Source organism: Pseudoalteromonas sp. CnMc7-15, from assembly GCF_022347925.1.
Classification (GTDB): domain Bacteria; phylum Pseudomonadota; class Gammaproteobacteria; order Enterobacterales; family Alteromonadaceae; genus Pseudoalteromonas; species Pseudoalteromonas ruthenica.
The window spans coordinates 438,574-456,802 of record NZ_JAKRFT010000001.1 but is presented as its reverse complement, the minus strand read 5'-3'; the positions used below and the strand labels follow the sequence as shown (position 1 = coordinate 456,802).

General features: G+C 44.5%; 19 protein-coding genes. 9 read left to right on the top strand and 10 right to left on the bottom strand.

All coding sequences use genetic code 11. The features are described from left to right. Positions 1 to 2: 2 nt before the first annotated feature. Positions 3 to 1,454 (bottom strand): exodeoxyribonuclease I, encoded by a 1,452-nt coding sequence (sbcB, locus tag MHM95_RS02065; protein ID WP_239384068.1) that lies wholly within the window; start codon positions 1,452 to 1,454, stop codon positions 3 to 5. Positions 1,455 to 2,142: 688 nt separating this feature from the next. Between sbcB and MHM95_RS02060 the strand changes: the two genes are divergently transcribed. From MHM95_RS02060 to MHM95_RS02050, 3 genes are read left to right on the top strand one after another with little or no spacing between them, the layout of a single operon-like run. After that, entirely contained in the window at positions 2,143 to 3,066 is a 924-nt protein-coding gene (locus MHM95_RS02060) for an ATP-binding protein (protein ID WP_239384067.1), read from the top strand. Further along, the gene (locus MHM95_RS02055) at positions 3,063 to 3,398 is read left to right on the top strand and encodes an STAS-like domain-containing protein (RefSeq protein ID WP_239384066.1); all 336 of its coding nucleotides are present in this window, start codon (positions 3,063 to 3,065) and stop codon (positions 3,396 to 3,398) included. The genes MHM95_RS02060 and MHM95_RS02055 overlap by 4 nt, the downstream gene beginning before the upstream one ends. After that, a complete protein-coding gene (locus tag MHM95_RS02050) occupies positions 3,391 to 3,891 on the top strand; it encodes a hypothetical protein (protein ID WP_239384065.1) in 501 nt (166 codons plus the stop codon). The genes MHM95_RS02055 and MHM95_RS02050 overlap by 8 nt, the downstream gene beginning before the upstream one ends. 199 nt (positions 3,892 to 4,090) lie before the next feature. On the opposite strand, the gene MHM95_RS02045 is transcribed toward MHM95_RS02050, so the two are convergent. From MHM95_RS02045 to MHM95_RS02035, 3 genes are all read right to left on the bottom strand, one after another. After that, on the bottom strand, positions 4,091 to 4,618 hold the full coding sequence (locus tag MHM95_RS02045; protein WP_151172633.1) for a cytochrome b/b6 domain-containing protein: 528 nt from the start codon (positions 4,616 to 4,618) through the stop codon (positions 4,091 to 4,093). After that, a complete protein-coding gene (locus tag MHM95_RS02040) occupies positions 4,618 to 4,899 on the bottom strand; it encodes a PepSY domain-containing protein (RefSeq protein ID WP_045978359.1) in 282 nt (93 codons plus the stop codon). Before MHM95_RS02040 ends, MHM95_RS02045 begins: the two co-directional genes overlap by 1 nt. 132 nt (positions 4,900 to 5,031) lie before the next feature. Continuing rightward, positions 5,032 to 6,255 carry an HD domain-containing phosphohydrolase gene (locus MHM95_RS02035; RefSeq protein ID WP_239384064.1) on the bottom strand — a complete coding sequence of 408 codons (1,224 nt, stop codon included), beginning with the start codon at positions 6,253 to 6,255 and terminating at the stop codon, positions 5,032 to 5,034. 231 nt (positions 6,256 to 6,486) lie between these two features. Here MHM95_RS02035 and MHM95_RS02030 point away from each other — a divergent pair, with 231 nt between their 5' ends. Next, the gene (locus tag MHM95_RS02030) at positions 6,487 to 7,800 is read left to right on the top strand and encodes a PAS domain-containing methyl-accepting chemotaxis protein (protein WP_239384063.1); all 1,314 of its coding nucleotides are present in this window, start codon (positions 6,487 to 6,489) and stop codon (positions 7,798 to 7,800) included. Positions 7,801 to 7,817: 17 nt separating this feature from the next. Here MHM95_RS02030 and MHM95_RS02025 read toward each other — a convergent pair whose 3' ends face one another. Beyond that, positions 7,818 to 8,561, bottom strand: a complete 744-nt coding sequence (locus tag MHM95_RS02025) for an EAL domain-containing protein (RefSeq protein ID WP_239384062.1) — start codon at positions 8,559 to 8,561, stop codon at positions 7,818 to 7,820. Positions 8,562 to 8,784: 223 nt separating this feature from the next. On the opposite strand from MHM95_RS02025, the gene MHM95_RS02020 reads away from it, so the two are divergent. Beyond that, a complete protein-coding gene (locus tag MHM95_RS02020) occupies positions 8,785 to 9,354 on the top strand; it encodes a DUF922 domain-containing protein (RefSeq protein WP_239384061.1) in 570 nt (189 codons plus the stop codon). A 3-nt stretch (positions 9,355 to 9,357) separates the two neighbouring features. On the opposite strand, the gene MHM95_RS02015 is transcribed toward MHM95_RS02020, so the two are convergent. Further along, entirely contained in the window at positions 9,358 to 10,050 is a 693-nt protein-coding gene (locus tag MHM95_RS02015; RefSeq protein ID WP_239384278.1) for a haloacid dehalogenase type II, read from the bottom strand. Between the two features lie 142 nt (positions 10,051 to 10,192). Here MHM95_RS02015 and MHM95_RS02010 point away from each other — a divergent pair, with 142 nt between their 5' ends. After that, positions 10,193 to 11,074 (top strand): LysR family transcriptional regulator, encoded by an 882-nt coding sequence (locus MHM95_RS02010; protein ID WP_239384060.1) that lies wholly within the window; start codon positions 10,193 to 10,195, stop codon positions 11,072 to 11,074. On the opposite strand, the gene MHM95_RS02005 is transcribed toward MHM95_RS02010, so the two are convergent. The 4 genes from MHM95_RS02005 to MHM95_RS01990 form a co-directional block, all read right to left on the bottom strand. After that, positions 11,046 to 11,585 carry a DUF2937 family protein gene (locus tag MHM95_RS02005; protein WP_022946519.1) on the bottom strand — a complete coding sequence of 180 codons (540 nt, stop codon included), beginning with the start codon at positions 11,583 to 11,585 and terminating at the stop codon, positions 11,046 to 11,048. The two genes, MHM95_RS02010 and MHM95_RS02005, sit on opposite strands and share 29 nt — an antisense overlap. A gap of 92 nt (positions 11,586 to 11,677) precedes the next feature. Continuing rightward, positions 11,678 to 12,352: a lytic transglycosylase domain-containing protein gene (locus tag MHM95_RS02000; protein ID WP_239384059.1), complete on the bottom strand. Its 675-nt coding sequence runs from the start codon at positions 12,350 to 12,352 to the stop codon at positions 11,678 to 11,680. 100 nt (positions 12,353 to 12,452) lie between these two features. Next, the gene (gene astB / locus MHM95_RS01995) at positions 12,453 to 13,805 is read right to left on the bottom strand and encodes an N-succinylarginine dihydrolase (RefSeq protein ID WP_239384058.1); all 1,353 of its coding nucleotides are present in this window, start codon (positions 13,803 to 13,805) and stop codon (positions 12,453 to 12,455) included. A 45-nt stretch (positions 13,806 to 13,850) separates the two neighbouring features. Then, on the bottom strand, positions 13,851 to 14,066 hold the full coding sequence (locus tag MHM95_RS01990) for a hypothetical protein (protein WP_022946522.1): 216 nt from the start codon (positions 14,064 to 14,066) through the stop codon (positions 13,851 to 13,853). A 439-nt stretch (positions 14,067 to 14,505) separates the two neighbouring features. Here MHM95_RS01990 and MHM95_RS01985 point away from each other — a divergent pair, with 439 nt between their 5' ends. The 3 genes from MHM95_RS01985 (at position 14,506) to MHM95_RS01975 (ending at position 17,905) form a co-directional block, all read left to right on the top strand. Continuing rightward, positions 14,506 to 15,066: a type 1 glutamine amidotransferase domain-containing protein gene (locus MHM95_RS01985; RefSeq protein ID WP_239384057.1), complete on the top strand. Its 561-nt coding sequence runs from the start codon at positions 14,506 to 14,508 to the stop codon at positions 15,064 to 15,066. A gap of 535 nt (positions 15,067 to 15,601) precedes the next feature. Next, positions 15,602 to 16,582, top strand: coding sequence for a hypothetical protein (locus tag MHM95_RS01980; RefSeq protein WP_045978352.1), 981 nt, complete (start codon positions 15,602 to 15,604; stop codon positions 16,580 to 16,582). Positions 16,583 to 16,660: 78 nt separating this feature from the next. Continuing rightward, complete coding sequence (locus MHM95_RS01975; protein WP_045978351.1) at positions 16,661 to 17,905, top strand: hypothetical protein; 1,245 nt, start codon at positions 16,661 to 16,663, stop codon at positions 17,903 to 17,905. The last annotated feature ends 324 nt before the right edge of the window (positions 17,906 to 18,229 follow it).

Genomic DNA, 18,229 nt, shown 5'->3' with positions numbered 1-18,229 from the left:
AGCTAAAGGCTTTGGGCGTAGTGGTATAGGGCTTTGAGCACCGCCATATTGCGCTCATTGCCTTCATTCTCGTGCACTAGGTTTTCTAGGCTGAGCATGAAGTCTTGCGCGCCAATAGAGGGGCTGTCCTCGCCATTCATCAGCTTGTTTTGGCAGTACTTTCGCCACGAGTCAAGCTCGCCGGGGGTCAGCGTTTCCGGCCAATTACGGGCGCGATAACGAAATAGCAAGGTGGTGAATTTATCATCTTCAAAGTCTATGTCTAAACCGGCGAGCTGCATGGGTTCAGTGGCGCGAATAATATCAAACTTGGCCTTATCACTGTTGCTGATAAAACCACTATAAAGTTGATAGTCGGGGTTGCCAGTATCAGCAAAATGGCGCGTGTCGTTAAACACTTCGGCGACCTTATCGCGTAATTCGGGGTGGGCCTTTAGTACCTTTAAGTGGGCTAAACATTGTTCGCGATCGATCCCCAAACGTTCGGCATTCTCTGGCAACAAGGTTTTCGCGGGGGCAAGAATAGGGCATTTATTCACATGCACCAGTTTTAAGCCAATCGGCGCTTGCCCAGGAGGCAGTTCATCATGACGGGTATAGAGGTACTCCCGTAATTGCTCGACACTTAAATCCAACAGCGGTTGCGGGTCTTGCGTTAAGTTAAAGCACACCACCGCGTTTTTATTACTGGGATGAAAGCTCATTGGCGCAATCCAAGTCGTGCAGCCGTGGCTTGCAGGAATACGCGAAGAGGTATGCACCAGCGGCGTCATGTTATATACATCCACCAAATCAAGCAGCGCTTTTTTATGGCGCAACGAGAAAAAGAAGTGATACAGCTTGGGCTGCGTGTCTTTAATCAGTTTTGCCAGCGCAATTGTGGCTTTTACATCGCTCAGGGCATCGTGGGCATCGGCGTGCTCAATGCCATTGGCTTTGGTTAGGTCTTCAAGGCGGAAGCTGACGCTGCCATCTTCCTTTTGCGGCCAGTTAATACCTTGCGGGCGCAGGGCATAACAGGCACGTACTAAATCAATAATATCCCAACGGCTATTGCCATTTTGCCATTCACGAGCGTAAGGGTCATAAAAATTACGGTATAAAGTGTACCGGCTAACCTCATCATCAAAACGAATACTGTTGTAACCAGCCACACAGGTATTCGGGCGGGCGAATTCGTCATGAATTTTAGCGATAAACTCTGCTTCATTAAGGCCATGACGCAGCGCATGCTGCGGCGTGATCCCTGTGACTAAACAGGCCTCGGGGTGAGGCAGATAATCCGGCGCCGGACGGCAATACTCAATAAGCGGCTCACCGATGATATTCAGATCTAAATCGGTGCGAATACCAGCAAACTGACTGGGACGATCTTTTTGCGGGTTTGCCCCCCAAGTTTCATAATCGTGCCAGTAGATTGTGGGTCGATTCTCATTATAGTTAGAATTTGCCATTCAATCCCCGAGCTTTTTTAAGCGTCTTTTTATATTATGTTTTTGGTGCTCTTTATAATTTCCAAGCGGTGTCCGTATGAATTTTGTGACGGTGGATAGCAACACCAAGTTAAGAAAAATGCATAGTAAATAGCGAGCACAGTGCGCATTATCGCACATAGACAGCCGGGGTGTAAGGGTATCGAAAGAGGTTATCATTACTTAGTAATATCGACTTCGGTTTAGTGATAAGCAAGCCATTCTTATTCTAATTGGTTATTCTTAGTTATCCATAAAGAACAAAATATCGCCTCATTGCAAAGTTGTCGTAGTTAGTAGCTTGAGCTGTTCAGTTTTTTGAAAAAGCTAGCCCAATAAGTGAAAGCGCTTCTAATTCGGCGGTATTCGCTCGTATCTGGCCCAATAGTAAGGCAATATAATGGATTGATTCAGATATTTACAATGAATAAGACTGCAGTTGAGAGAAAGGTACGACCTTCCATGGCAGTTAATGAGCAAACAAATGGTGACTAAACACTTAAGTCAGGGCTAGTTTGTAGGGCTTCACAACACCCCAAATTTGCAATGTTAATAAAAAATGCAGTTACAGGGAGAAGTAGGGTAACATTTTTCATAAGCATTACTTGGTATTAGCCCTCTATAACGATAGTATATTTTTCATATTAGGTAGTGTTGAAAGGAAGCTAAAATGGGTGTTGTACAATGGGGGCGGTTTCGCACTTTCGATAGAGTTGAGTTCCAAGGAGAAGAAAGGCGCAGGTTTTCGATGGAGAAAAAATTGTGTGCCTATGATAAAGAACCTGCAAGTCAATTATTCTCAACTATTAACGAAATAGAGCGGCATCTCATAAAGGATGGAGGGATCCCAGTTGTAATTGATTTATCTAATGTCCAGAAAATAACCGCTAGTGGTGCTACAGCTTTATTTTCATGCGTCTCACGCTGTCAACTAGAAACAAATAAATCATTCATAATAAAAATGGTCCCTCCAAGGGATGGAAAGGCCGACAAGTTGTTTAGGCGTTCAGGGCTTTGGGATGCTGTGAGGCCGGGAACTTTAAGAAAACTAGATAAGCTTTGGGATACTAAAAATAATTTTCAAAGTGGAGATGATCCGGATAGGCACCTAGATCCAACGCTACATATCTTGCAAGAAAACTTAGACAGACAGTTTCCAGACAAATTGAAAGAGGCGATAAATGAAGCCTATAACAATATTGTAAGGCATGCATACAAAAAAGAAGTGGAAAGCCGATGGTGGCAATATTCGTACATAAACAGAGAAAAGAATAAACTTGTGTTCTGTATCGCTGATAGAGGGATTGGAATCCCCAATAGTTTCAAAAATATAAAAGGGGGAACCGCGACCGAGCTTATTTCTCATGCTATGATAAAAGGGAACACATCTACGGGTAAGTACTACCGTGGGAAAGGCTCGTGGACGATGCAAAAGCCAGTCGTTAAAGATATAAAAGACAAATTAATAGTAGTAAGTGATATCGGAGTCTATAAGTATGTGGACCAACAAGAGGAGCCTGACGTGTATCAATTGGCTGCGCCTTTTAATGGCACACTATTAGCATGGGAGTTTGACCTAGGAGGTGACTCATGAAAATTGATATTGCAAGTGACTTTTCACCAAAACCTTTTGGCCGAGATGAGGAAGATAAAACAAAATTTCATGGAAAGCGATTTAGAGAAGAGTTTTTGGCACCAAATTTTAAGAAAAACCCAACAGAAGATATAGAGGTATATCTTGATGGGGTTGAGAGGGGATATGGCTCAAGCTTTTTTGAAGAAGCATTTGCGGGGCTTATTAGACAAGGAGTATCTTATTCCGATGTTAAAAACCGCCTGAAAATCATTACCAAAAACAAAGATTACTTTGATGAGATTTGGGAGTATATTGAGGATGAAAGAGAAAATGAGGGAGTAAATGACTGAATCTGCTGTTGCATCCATTTTAGTCAGCATCCTTCTTTTCTTATTGAGCATGAGCGCAATTATTTATGGGTGGGGTGAAGCGTATTTGAACGGGCGTAGACTTGCCTCCAGAGCAGAAGCCAGTGTGTTGAAAAATAATTTTTTGTCTCAGTTAAATAAGATTGAAAACGACGCAGTAAACTTTTGGACATTCGATTCTTTGTCAGCGCCAAGCAAAGATATTTGTTTAATATCAAGCCAAAAATTTATAGCCCGTATTCAGACATTACGTAATTTATCGAACCAGCTAAGTGTGTATGGAATAAATTTAGCAGTTGACGCTGAGTTTAGAGCCCTAAGAAAGCAAATTACGCTCGATATGGAAAGGGCTTCGTCAGTTGCATCTCCCGAACAAATGGTTAAGGTTAGCGAGATAATTTCTAGTGCCGAAGAGCTAAGGGGCAAAGTACACATCTCATATACTGAAATTTATAAGTTTGTAGCACCTGAGTAGGTTAGTAATGCCTGCGACCGCAGGCATTACTATTTGCAGCCCCACATCATCTACTCCTCAAACGATATACTTTTGCAATCAGTAGGTGGCTACCATCGATTTAGGCTTTGTCTGTAAAGTTGCCAAAGTCAACTCTGAGGTATACAGCCTAAGTGCTTGAGTTTACTAGTGTGGAAGTTTAATAATTAGGTTGTCACCATTAGTCACGCTTTTTGCGTTGCCCGGTAATCATGGGCGGTATTAGCGGGATGCGCCCCCACCAGCTAACCACGATAACCGCAATAATATGGATAATGGCGATGGCATACAGAGTATTAGCTGCCAAGGCATGGATGTCTTGCAGTAGTGAGTTACCGAATAGGGCATCGATTTCCTCAAGCATAAATCCAGTAACGGCAAGCGCAATAAATAGTAGCCAAGTTGCAAACACCATCAGCCAGCCAATAGGATTATGGCCGGATTCGGTAGGGATATGGCGCTCTTTGAGGTGAGTGATGTGCGCGCTTATTGCAGCGCGGTTGATAGCGGCTGCGCGGATACGGGCGTAGCCCGAGGGAAAGAGGCCCCAAATCAGCCGCAGTAGCACTAAAACACCAGCGCTGTAACCCAGCCACTGATGCCATGTGCCACCGGCTTCAATAATGAAGTAATTAGTAATAAAGATGCCGACAAGGGACCAATGGACGATACGTACCACCGGGTCCCATATTTTGATTGTGCTGCTCACTAATGCGCTTCTTGTTTAACTACCGAGCCGTCTACTGGGTTAAAGTAAATTTCAACCTTTTTGTTATCTTTATCGGTGCCATAAATCTCATAGCAGCTGCCATCGGTCACTTTAAACTCATTGATGCTATAGCCCTTGGCTTGCAGTGTTGTTTTAAAGTCGCTTTGATCCAGCCATTGGCTTTGTGGCGCATCAGTACAAACGGTGACATCATTAGCAACACCGCAGCCAGATAGTATTAACATCGCTGCTGCAAGCGATAGAGTTCGTTTAATATACATAACCCATTTCTCCTTCTTTGCTGTTGTATCACTAAAACAAACCTGGGGCAGTTGATCAATGCGCTTGATCAATAAATGTGCAAAGTATCTGATGCCGCCTACAAACCAAAAACACTATCAGCGTTGCTAAGCTTAGTTGGTGGGCTGCGAAAGCTGGTAGCCTTGCTCACGAAATAAGCTTAACGCTGCTTTAACAACCTGGGGGTCATATAATTTACCGGCGTTAGTTTCTATTTCCGCAAGGGCAGCGTCCAGTCCCAGCGCATGGCGGTAGGGTCGAGATGTGGCCATTGATTCAATCACATCGGCAACGGCAATAATGCGCGCTTCAAGCAAAATATCCTCGCCTTTCAAGCCTTGCGGGTAGCCGCTGCCATCCATGCGTTCATGGTGCTGATAAGCCACTTGGGCGATGGGCCAAGGAAAAGGAATACTCTTTAAAATTTGATAGCCATGCTCAGCGTGCGTTTTAATAATGGCAAACTCGCTGTGGCTTAAGCGCGTGGGTTTGGTCAAATATTCAGAGGGGATGCTGATTTTGCCAATATCATGCACTAAGCCTGCAATGCGTAAACCGTATTGAGTGTCGGCGTTGAGCTGCATTTGCTTAGCAATTTGCACCGCTAAATCACCCACTCTGGACTCGTGGCCAGCTGTGTAGGGGTCGCGCAGTTCAACCATGCTCGAGATAGCTTCAACCGTGCCAAGTACGGTATTTTCCAACCGGCTAGAATAGTGTCTTACCTGATTAAGCGCGCCTTCCTCGGCGCTAATATCGCACAAAATACCAATATAGCGCTGCGGGTGAGAGCCGCTCACTAAGTGCATTTCGTCATGAATATGAATATAGTGGCCATCTTTGTGTTTGATGCGGTAATAGTGATGTCCGCCACCGGCGCCGATAATACGATGACTTTCTTCTTGAGCACGGAGTTTATCGTCTGGGTGTAGACTTTTCGACCACCAACCCATGGCCATTGCTTGCTCAGCTTGGTATCCCAGCACTTTGGTGACATTGTCACTCACCCACACGGTTTGGCTGCGCTGAGCAGTCACCTCAATGGCGTAGGTGACAATAGGCATGTGTTTAAAGTAGTTGGGTAATTTGTATAGGAGCAGCTGCTCATCGCTCTTGGCGGCAGAGACCAAGGTTTGAGCGTTATTGAGCTTCTTCAGTAAAAAGTGCAAGGCGATAGACATTAGCAGGACAAAACTCACTCCTTTGCCAATAGAAAGCGCCAACGAGTCTTCGAAATCTCCCCATACTAATGCCAATAACCAATCGCTGGAAACTATCCAAAGAGTGCTAATAACAGCATAAAGGCCAACTATTTGATTTCGACTTAGCCCTCTCATGTACTGCTCTTAAAAATGTGCGATGAACCCATTTTTTATACTCGTCGCATTTTACTGTTCGCTATATCTGCATAATAATACAATAATAAATCAAAGGGTGAGCATTCAACTTAAGGAGAATGTTATGCGCTATGTCAAATAATGCTGCGATAAGCTGCTTTATGATCCACCACACCATGCAAAACGTTCTTAAACGCTAGCTCTATTATTATTTACTTTGATGGTACCACCATGTTTCTGCGAAAAAGTCACCTCGCTGAGCTGAAAAGCTTGCAAGATGAAGTGCTCATTTACAAGCAAATATTCTCTAGTTTAAGTGAAGAGATGATCCATCTAACCTTGGATTTGCAGGGAGTGATTATCTCTGCCAACACACTTTTTGAAACTGAGACCCAGATTAGCAGCCACGCGTGGCAGGCCAAGGCGTTGCTCGACTTCGTGCCAAATTTGGCGCGCAACACAGAGCACTATAAGGCACTTAAAAATGCGCTAACTCAGCGCAAACACTGGGCTGGTGCTTTGGAAATGCAAAACAATGACCAGCACTTATGGTTACGTGTGGTATTGCAGCCGATTGTGGATGCCAGTGGGCACTGTACGCACTTTGATCTGTTCGCATCGAACCTAACCCGCACCATTAATACCTCAAGGCACAATGAAAATGTCATCAACGCTATTGAGCGTTCTATGGCCGTGATCCGCTTTAACCCTCAAGGAAATATAATCGACGCTAACGACTTATTTCTAAACACTGTGGGTTATCGCCTTGAGGAAGTCAAAGGCAAGCACCACAGCATGTTTTGTGAGCCCGCACTGGCAAATAGCCATGAGTATCGTGAGTTTTGGCAAAAGCTCAATCGTGGAGATTACATTGCCGACCGTTTTAAGCGTATCGACAAGCAGGGACGAGAAATTTATCTCGAAGCCTCTTATAACCCCATTTTCGATAGCCATGGTCAGCTCTATGAAATAGTTAAGTTTGCCACCGACATCACTGCGCAAGTAGAGCGCGAAAGCCAGGTAAATCATGCTGCTCAAATCGCTTACGACACTTCAATTAACACTCAAAGTAGTGCCAGCAGTGGGGCCGCCATTATGGAAGAAACCGCAGCGGTTATGAGCCAATTAGCAGCAAAAATGGACAGTGCGTCTGAGAAGATCAATGCCCTTGAAGCGCAATCGGCGCAAATAAATAAAATTGTTCAAGCCATCAGCGGCATCGCCGAGCAAACCAACTTATTGGCACTTAACGCCGCCATTGAAGCTGCGCGGGCAGGTGAGCTTGGGCGCGGTTTTGCGGTAGTTGCCGATGAGGTTAGAGAGTTGGCCTCGCGAACCTCAAAGTCGACCGAGGAAATCATTGGAGTGGTCAATGATAACGCGCAACTGACCTTGGAAGCGGTGCAAACCATAGGTGAAAATAAAGACACAGCCACCGAGGTGGCTGAGAAAGTCAATGATGCCAGTGCGGTGATTGAGGAAATACGCGAAGCGTCTCAAAAAGTCGTGGATGCGGTATCACAATTCGCTAACCGGCTGTCTTAAGGCAGCCGCTCAAGCGTTCAGTGACTCGGTATATGTACCTCTGGGAGCCCTTCAAACTGGGGCTTCGCTAACAAATAACCCTGCATTAGATGAATGCCGGCTGCTCGCAACCAATGATATTCGCCCTCTGTTTCAATGCCCTCGGCAAGCACCTGAATACCCAGCTCACGCAGCAAATTCACACAGTTTTTTATGATGATCTGTCGGGTTTTATCCTGGTCGATATTGCGGATCATCAACATGTCTAATTTAACAATGTCGGTTTGAAAGTCAGCTAATAGGTTAAGTCCTGAATAACCGGCGCCAAAGTCGTCCGTGGCAGTCATAAAGCCCAATTTACGATAATACTCAACGATGCGTTTGATATGGTGCGCATCACCTACCTTTTCAGCTTCGGTAAACTCGAACATAATTCGCTCAATAGGAAACTGGTAACGCTCAGCGGCTTCAAGAGTTGTTTTGATACATCGTTCAGGTTCATAGATGGCATTCGGTAAAAAGTTAATGCTCAGCATCGAGGATATTTGCAGCTTGGCAGCCAAGGCAATAGCTTTAATACGACAATGCTGATCAAACATATATTTATTTTCATCGGTGAGCTGGCTTATTACCGCACCGGCGGGTTCATTGTTAACGCCACGCACAAGCGCTTCATACCCAAATACCTCGCCTTGTTGGCAATCAACAATGGGTTGGAACGCCATGGTAAAGTCAAAAGGGAGAGGGGGCGTGTTAATGCAGCGGCGACACTGAGATGCCATCAATGAATTCTCTTATTATTAACTTCAAACACTAGTATTAACACTAGCTGGTATTTGTGGGCTGTACAAGCTAAGTCGATGATTTTTGGAGAGACCTGAGCATAATCTCCACAGTTGGCAGCAAATTTATGATATTTCACACAATTGTTATCTTTTAGTGGTACAAACCCACGTACTTGATAAAATAGCGGCGTTAACAAGCCAACGCCAAAAAGGAACTCTTGTGCGCTATCTCATCTTTTTACTTTTTTCATTCTCGCTCCATGCTCAACTTGTCATTGATGAAACCACACAAAACTATGCCGTCAGCGCCGAAGCGCCCGATGGTCTTTTACACGCACTCGATAGTGCTTCGCCGGTAAAACGTGATAACAAGGTTGTGCATGGTTACACCTACTACGACATCCGCTGGCAGTTTTGGTTTGATAGTAAGTCACGCCAATGTGATATCAATAAGGTAACCACTACGTTAGAGCTGGAATACACGCTGCCACAACTAACAGATAGTACTGAGAGTGTGAAAAAAGCGTGGTCACAGTGGTTTTCGTATTTGGCCGAGCATGAGCATGAACATGGTCGTATGATAAAGGCGATGGCACAGCGCATAGACGAGCAACTAGAGGCCATTCCCGAGTTGGGCAGTTGCCGCGTGATTGAACAACAGGCAGCGCTTATCGGCAATGCTCTGAAACAAGAACTAGCGCAGCAACTGCAAGCATACGACGAGCAAACCAATCATGGCCGCACTGAAAAGGCGTGGCTGGTGGATCATCTCCAAGCCACACCCAATTAGCCGTTAAGGGGTTAACAGGGTTGCGAGCTCGTCAACACTGTTAACTACATAATCAGGCGCTGAGGCTAAAGGGTAAAGCTGTTTGCCTGGGCGCGCAATAAAGGCGGTTTGCATACCCGCCGCCTTAGCTCCGGCCACATCCCAGCCATGGGCTGCAACCATCAGCGCCTGCTCGGGCGAAACGTTTAGCTCTTTCAGTGCCCATTGATAAGCGCGAAGATCAGGTTTGTATATTTTTAGGTCTTCAATGCTCAGGCGCTGCGAGAAATACGTTGTCAGTCCTGCATGTTCAAACTGGGTTTTCACGCCATAATTTGATGAATTGGTTAAGCTCACTAAGGTAAAGCCGTTATCTTTTAAGCGCTGTAACCCCGGTTTTACATCAGCATGCGCGGGCAAGCTTAATAAAGCAGGCACGATCGCTTGTTTTGCTTGCTGCTTTGAAAGTTCAATCCCCTGATTTTTTGCCACCATCTGCAATGCGGCAACGCCAATATCACCAAAATCCTGATAGTCGCCGCTGACCGTTGTTACCAGTGAATGGTGTAGCATGGTTGAAAACCACAGCGGTAACAATTGTTGCTGGCCATCCAGTGCCCCAGCAACTGAAGTGCGCATTGCTTCAAGATCAAGCAGGGTCTCGTTAACATCAAAAAAGATAACTTTAGGTTGTTGTTGGGCATAGCTTACGGGCATAGTTAAAACTCCAAAAATCAGAGTGAGAATGACGAAATACGTACGCATGGTGGTCTCCATAGTGTGTTTTCATCAGTTTATTGATTTAATTTTTTTACATATAGTGCTAAATAACGAAACTTAAATTCGAAATAATTAAATCATGTATAGCACCGCCGACTTGGAAACCTTTATTGCCATCATTAAGCATCAGGGCATTGTGAACGCCGCTAAACAGCTGCGGCTGTCGCCTGCCACGGTCAGCCATCGGCTGGCTAAAATAGAGCGCCACTTAGGCAGTGTGCTTATTTTTCGTGATGCGCGCTCATTAAAGCTATCACCGCAAGGTGAGATTTTTTATCAGCGAATTGAGGGCATTTTAGAGGCGCTGTACGACGCAGAATTTGAAATAGGCGCGCGTAGCTCCACGGTGGCGGGCGTACTCAAAGTAACCATGCCGCCTTGGGTCTTTTCTCAGTTTGTTATGCCGAGACTGGGTGAGTTTGAACAGCAATACCCGCAATTAACCTTGGATTTCAATATTACCGACCACTTTGTCAATATCGTTGAAACGCGCCAGGATGTGGCTATTCGCGTTGGACAATTGCCCGACTCGGGTTTGCTTGCGCGTAAACTGGTGGATAACCACCGTTTACTTTGCGCCGCGCCTAGTTATATTGCCCGCTATGGGATGCCACAGAGTGTTGCACAACTACAGCAGCACTATTTTGTGTGCTTACCTTGGCAACGGCAATTTAAGCTGCAGGTGGGCAAACAGGTGCGCACTTATAATGCCCGTACTCGTTTTACCATTTCGAATTCAGATAACATGACCTCGGCGGCACTGGCAGGCCATGGTATTGCCATAAAATCAAAAATAGCCATTAAGCAGGCATTGGACGGCGGTGAATTAGTCGAAGTCTTGCCTCAAGCGCTTGTCAACCCACAAGCGCCGGTGTGGTTTTTGCGCGCGCAACACTCTTTAGCCACGCGCAGAGTTGAAGTGTTTTATGAGTTTATGAAGACGTGCTTCGCACATTTATAAACAGCGATAACACAGCGAGCAGGGCACTGGTTAATAAAACAAACAGCCCCTCAACACACCAAGTAATCATTAACGCCACCACCAAGGCACTGCCTAAAGAGGCCATATTCAGTTGGATTTGCGGGCGGTAGGATTGCCATACCGACTGGCCGACATCAATCACCGGCGCAGTCAGCAAATGCCAATAAGGGTTACTTTGATAATCCGATACTGCGTTCTCTAGTTGCTCTTGGCGCTCCAAGAGTAGGGCTAAATTGTCACCGCCTTTGGCATAAATGCGGTCGTCACTTTGTTGATAGTGGGCCAATAGTTTTTCTAAGGAGCCATCAAAGAATTGCTTGGCGTCGTCTTTAAACGGGGCAATGGCCTGAGTTACCTCGTCGTTGCTTGCACGCAGTGCATGGCCATAATCGTCAACAAAGCCCGGTACTTGCAAACCCAGCAACGCGGCAATAAAAAACACGCATAAACGCACATAATGACGACACCAACGAATAATATCTTTAAGCATACACATCCATCTACGGGCACATTGCCGCACTGACTCCAGTTATGATGATTAAGTTATCACTTCACTCACACAATTGGTATGTCTTAGCGTAGCTAGCGCGCTGCACTGAGCAATCCATTCGGGTATTGGCGCGGTACTGTTAAAGTTAATAGCTGTTGATGTTGGCGGTAACGATTATGGAGAATATCGACACGTTTAACGAAGTCGCGGGTTTGCTGAAAAGGAGGCACGCCACTGTAATGGGCAACGTTGCCAGGGCCGGCGTTATAGGCCGCTGCGGCCAGTTTCGTATTTCCTTTAAAGCGCTTTAATAGCTTAGCAAAATAGGCGCTGCCGGCGGCAATATTGCTATCGGGGTCGAAGGGGTTATCGATGTTGTAGGCTTTGACTAGTAAAGGCATGAGTTGCATTAGCCCTTTGGCGCCCTTATTTGATTGCGCATTAGGGTTAAAGCCCGACTCGGCATGCACTATGGCTTGTAACAATGCCACATCTAAGTCATTTTTGAGCGCTTCTTCGTACAAGGTTTGACGAAACTTGTAGGGGTGCAAAGGGGTTGAATACCAGCTTTGATAACGCGATTGCTCGCAGCGTTGGCATTTTACTTCAACAACACGAAAGCCACTGACTTTTGGTTTTTGATCGGTGAATACCGCAATGCCCTCGCTGTTGTAATAGTGGTAGATCACCGGATCGTTGGCGCCAAAGGCGGATATGGAGCAGGCCATCCAAATACTGGAGGCGAAGATGATGCGCGTTAACAACATAGTGCCAAACCCTGTGATAAACGTTCTTTAAGCCTAGCACAGGGTCAGCCTTTTGGCTGATAAAATAGCCATTGCACGATCGCTTTAAGGCGCTAAGCGATCACCGCTGAAAATCATAAATACTGCCTAAATTCATAAGCTTAGTTAATTCGTCTAAGGCGGCGTAAGATTCTTGGATTAGCAGTGGATCGCGCAGATCGTCCTGACATAGCTGGTCACGATAATGACGCTTCACCCAATCACTTAGGGTGTGATGTAACTTATCAGAGAACAAACAGGCTGGGTTTGTGGCAGCCAATTCTTGCTCAGTTAACACCACTCGTAAGCGCAAACAAGCTGGGCCACCGCCATTTTGCATACTTTGTTTGATATCCACGTAATGAACTTCATCCAAGGTATCTGGCTGAGTGAGTAAATCATCTAAATACGCCTTAACCGCTGGGTTCTCAGCACACTCCTGCGGCGCAATCAGCGCTGTGGCATTGCTAGGCAGGGTAATAAGCTGGCTATTAAACAAATAACTGCTCACGGCATCGGCAACACTTACCGCCTCGGTGGGCACTTCAACAATACTAAGGCGATGGGCGTCGTTATACAGTGCACTGTAAGCAGAGCTTATTGTATCCAGTGCTTGGTGTCGCTTATAAAAGGCTTGCTCGTGGCAAAAAAGCAGCTGCTCATTACCAACGGCAATGACATCATTGTGAAACACGCCTTGGTCGATCACCTCAGGATTCTGCTGAATATACAGCTGTTGACTATCATCGAGCTGGTGCAAGCGGGCAATCGCAGCGCTGGCCTCAAGGGTATGGCGAGCAGGGAATTTTTGTGGTTTCACACCGCCTTCGTTAAAGGCCTCGCGCCCATACACAAATAAATGCAAGCCTTTATCGCCGTGCTTTGGGCATAAGCGGGTATGATTTGCAGCGCCTTCATCGGCGAAATGGTCGTGCCCAGGTAAGGGGGCGTGATGGGCAAAATAGTTTGAATTAGCGAACGTTGCTTGTAATACCCGGCCTGTGGTTGGGGCTTCAATGGAGCGATGCAGCTTATTGCTTAAATTGGCCACCGTAAAATGAACGCGGTTATCGGCACTGTCGCTTGAGGGGGATACGGTGGCAGCATTCGCACTCCACATTGCTGATGAAGAAAAGCACGCACTTAATAAAGTCGGGTTATATTTGTACGCTTTTTCGAGTATTTGTGCATCCGAGCCAGTAAACCCCAGCTGCTTTAACAATGCCATATGAGGGCGTGCGTGAGGGGCCAGTACACCTTGGTGTAAACCCAGCTGGCGCATCGTGCGCATTTTCTCAAGCCCCTGCAAGGCCGCTTGTTTAGGGTTGGATGGCTGCGCTGCAAAACGCTTAGAGGCAACATTACCAAAAGACAATCCGGCGTAGTTATGGGTGGGGCCCACTAAGCCGTCAAAGTTTACTTCATAGCTGTGCATAGTACTCCTTAAAAATGCCTGTAACAGTAAAGGGCAGCTTTAAACCTAGCGGTGATGTTGTGCAAGTGCAATGTCAACGTCATTGAGTTGTTTTAATAGCTGCTGGCGCCGCTTGAGCAAAGTGCCTCGCGATGAGCTTTGGTCGTGCATTCGCAGCGCCTTGTATATTTCCCGTTTAGAGAGCTTAGTATGAGCGGCCGCTTGCGAGACGCTAATTTGCTTATTCAACAAGCGGGGCATCACAGACGCGAGGCTATTCATCGTCTTTACCCTGCGCATAGTCATGAATTTGCCAAATACTAATATCGAAATGCCAAAGTAGGTAAAGGGTTTCACGTAGCTGTTGCATAACGGCGCTCCTAATGTGGGTGACGCTGTAGTTAATGAATAATCTGTGCCACTAATGCAAAGAGTAATAAATACATAGGCCTATAGCTTGATGGAAGTATTTAAAAGGGGCGTTAAGCACTGTTTTGGGTCATTTTTAACTGAGGTTGCACCATGCTTTTGCACAGTGTGTGCAAGTATTAAGCACCCATCGTTTAGTCATGTAAGTGTTTCATTAAAGCCTGAAAGCTTTGCAGGCAAGCTGTCATTAAAAACACAGCCAGAAACTATAAAGGTTATTTATTTCAGTAGGTTATTAATTTGGCACGATGGCTGCTCATACTTAAATGTGTTTAATTTAAAGGAGATTAATATGAGTACACCTTTAGCAGGTAAGAAAGTAGCCATCCTAGCCACTGATGGGTTCGAACAAAGCGAACTGGTATCTCCTCGTAAAGCGTTACTCGATGCCGGTGCCGAGGTAGACATTATCTCTATTAAGCCAGGCACTATTCGAGGTTGGGAGGGTGACCACTGGGGCGAAGAAATAAAAGTAGATAAGCTAGCGCAAGAAGTCAGCGCGGTTGAATACAACGCCTTGGTGCTGCCCGGCGGTTTATTTAACCCCGATGCACTGCGCCAAGACACCGAAGCAAAACGCTTTGTGGATGGTTTCTTCCAAGAAGATTACATCAAACCCGTTGCAGCTATATGCCATGGCCCATGGATGCTAGCGGAAATTGATAAGTTAAAAGGGCGCAAAGTCACCTCGTACCCAAGCATACGCACCGATTTAGAAAATGCCGGAGCCAATTGGGTAGACGAGCAAGTTGTGGTGGATAATGGCCTGGTTACCAGCCGCAAGCCTGGCGATTTGCAAGCCTTTAACAAAAAACTAGTTGAAGAGGTATGGGAAGGTCGCCACAGCGAATAATTATCCCCATTTACTTCTCAATATAAAAGCCAGCAGCCTCACTGCTGGCTTTTTTGTGGATGCAATAAATGAAACTGTACTTTATTAAACCCACTAGTAAACGCAGCGTATTTTTTATATGAAAAGCAGCAGACTCAGATGTTTAAGCGTTATTGTTGAGAGTTAATATTTCTCTTCAATAGGCATATGGGTTTTTTATGCGTCACCACATTGGACATGCTCATAGGTGAAGCGCCCGAAAACCTATCCAACGGGGCGTGTTATGGAATGTAATACCAGCCAAAAAAAGTAAATAATAACTCCAACTATCTGAAATTAAGAGATTTATCTATTTGCATAACAGGCCAAGTTCAGCTCGGTTATCTTATTGCGCGTTTTCCACAACATACCCCGGTATCGACATTAGCCCCCTGCGCTGATAGCTTAATAATTTATTAACAATGAATGAACATTAGTGTGGTAAAAATACAAAAGTTATTCGGCTTAACCCGAAATGAACGCTAATAAACTCTTATGAGCCAATAGAGACTAAGGCATGGACTTGAAGGATGTAACTAAAAACCAACATTTTGTTCCTCAAGTAGAACAAAGGCTTAATGCAATTAACCCATTAGCTAAAGAAGAAAATCAAAAGATTTACTCATTCAGCCTGGATGATCGAGAATCTTATGCAATAAATCTAGACTCAGAGAAAGGCTTCAAAATATCAAACACTCTAAGCCTAAACGATATATTTAGTTTTGATGTTCTAGAAAAAGAGGCTGCACGATATAACTTTGAAAGCTTATTTCATCAATATGAAGCTAGTATCAAAACAAATACAGACAGTCTAATTTCAAAACTGCCTACCGCTGGAGCAGATATAAAGTCTGAAATATTAAATATTTTCCTTTCCAAATTTCTTAATTTTGTTAGAAATCCATACTCAATTAAAAAAGTACTAAATACCTTTCCTAAGCTTAGAAACGTTCACCCAACTGATCCCGTTCATTATAAAAACTTTGAGCGTGTATTGAACGGAAGAAAGCCACAACAGGCATACCTTTGTAAGCAGTTGGAAGTAACCGAAGAAGAGTATGCGGACTGGCTGTCTGTAATATTTCTTTTATTAACTCCACTGGAGAAAGGCCAACCAAATTTTCTAGAGCAAGTTGTAAAAGGGCTATATGAAAGTCCAGATTCATTCATCATGGTACTCATATATACCTACGATGATAAAACCTGTCTCCTTTCTGATAGAGGTTATAGTATCCCTCTCCCCGAAAATGAACATATGGCGTGGGATTTCAATCTGTATTCTCATGGCTTTATAAGGTATGTCTTTGGAAACTTAGATCTACTTGCTCCAGCAACTGCTCCTAAGGAGCTCTTAGAAAAGTTCAAGGCATGTCCTAAATCAATTGATGTACACAATATAGTCAATGATTTGAACGCACTTGAGCAATACAATAAACATGTAGTGTATCAGTGTAACAAAAATGTATTTAATTCTAGCTCTGAGTGCTATGGCTTATAACAAGTTGCTGCACTCGGAAAAATTACTCGCTACGCTCCTAATCTTCCGGTTAGTAAGGCGTTAGCTTCAGAGGGTTTTATGAAAGATTTTGAGATTGAACTGGAAGAGCTTTCAAAACTAGAAGTAGATAATTTCCTATCTGTACAAGAGTCTGGAAAAGTAGAAAACTTTCTTAGGATCGCTACTCCAGAGCTAATCAATAAAATATTTGAAAACTCGAAAGAATCCACATTAAGAAAGATTTCCAGCGAAATTAAAGTAGATGTCTTAAAGCGAGCATTGGATATTGCATCAGAAAAGTCATTGCGGTGGTACGTGCAGGCATCATCGTTAAATTCATTGAAAAGAATTTCAGCTGCCAGTTCAAATACCTTGGTCGAAAAGCTAATTGATGTGGCTTCTGATCAAAAGCGAAGAGAAGCCATTATCAAATCTCTTCCTTTGGAGCGGCGTAAGCAGTGGGAAGACTATGTAAGAAGAGAGAAAAACAGAAGTAGAGAACTAAGAGAAAGCGCAAAACAGGCAGAAGTGTCTTTAGTGGAAGAAAGAAAGCGTATAGCTGATGATCTTTCTTCTGCTATTAGAGCCAAGGAAGAAGCGCTAGCAGAGGCCGAGCAAGTAGCAAATCTTAAAAAGAAACATTTAGATGAAGAGATTGCTATAGCAAAAGATAGGCTAAACTCGTTGCTCAGTGAAACCTCGGAAAGAGAAAAAGAGCTAAAAAAGCAGGAAGAAAAATTAGCTCAAAAAGTTGCAGAGCTTAACGAAGAGCATCAAAAACAAGTTCAGCAACGTATAGAAATCAAAGTTCCAGAGTACGTGAGTGCTGCGGTCAGGGTTCTAGAGGATCTTGAAACTAAATATAGAGAAAAAGCGAGAAACTGGAGTATACATGGGACGCTTGTTCTCATTGCCGCAGTAGTTGTCACGGTAGTTATATCCAGTCTGGGTACGGGTTTCCTTGATCAAAAAGCTGAAGATATCGGTTGGCCTTTACTAATTTTCATATCTTTTAAAGGACTTGTTGTGTTGAGTGTTCTTGGTCTGTGGGCAAGGCACGCTTTTACCGTGAGCAATGCTTATATGCACGAGGCTATAAAAAGATCTGATAGGGCTCATGCCATAAATTTCGGAAAACTATATTTTGAAATTTATGGCAATGCAGTGGACAGGAGCGAGTTGGTTGAGATATTCGAGAACTGGAATATAGCTAGTGAGAGTGCCTTTAGTAAAATCAAGATAAAGGATCAGGATGTTCAAGTGGTTGAGCAAATCAAAGAGTTAGTTAAGGTTATCAAGCTGGCTGAAGGTAAAGAAAGCTAACAATTAGCGCAAGTGTGAAAAAATTTTCCACTGCGTTCCAGAATTGACCCTTCGCTGGGCGTTAGCCGTATTAGAGAGTAATAGAGAATATGTCAGGTGAAAAATTACAAGATGTAGCTGAAGAGCCGAAATTCTAAAGCGTCTCGGATTTCCTAGAAGCCACGCCGCCATTTATGCTGAGGACTTTCACACCGCTTGCGAGAAAGTCAGGTGATTGAAAACCATGCAAATTATATCATTAACTCAGCTGGTAGCTAGAAGCCCGCTTTAAAGCGATACCTTAAGCCAATTTCTATCTACTCACCCTTTCTAAACTCTAAAACC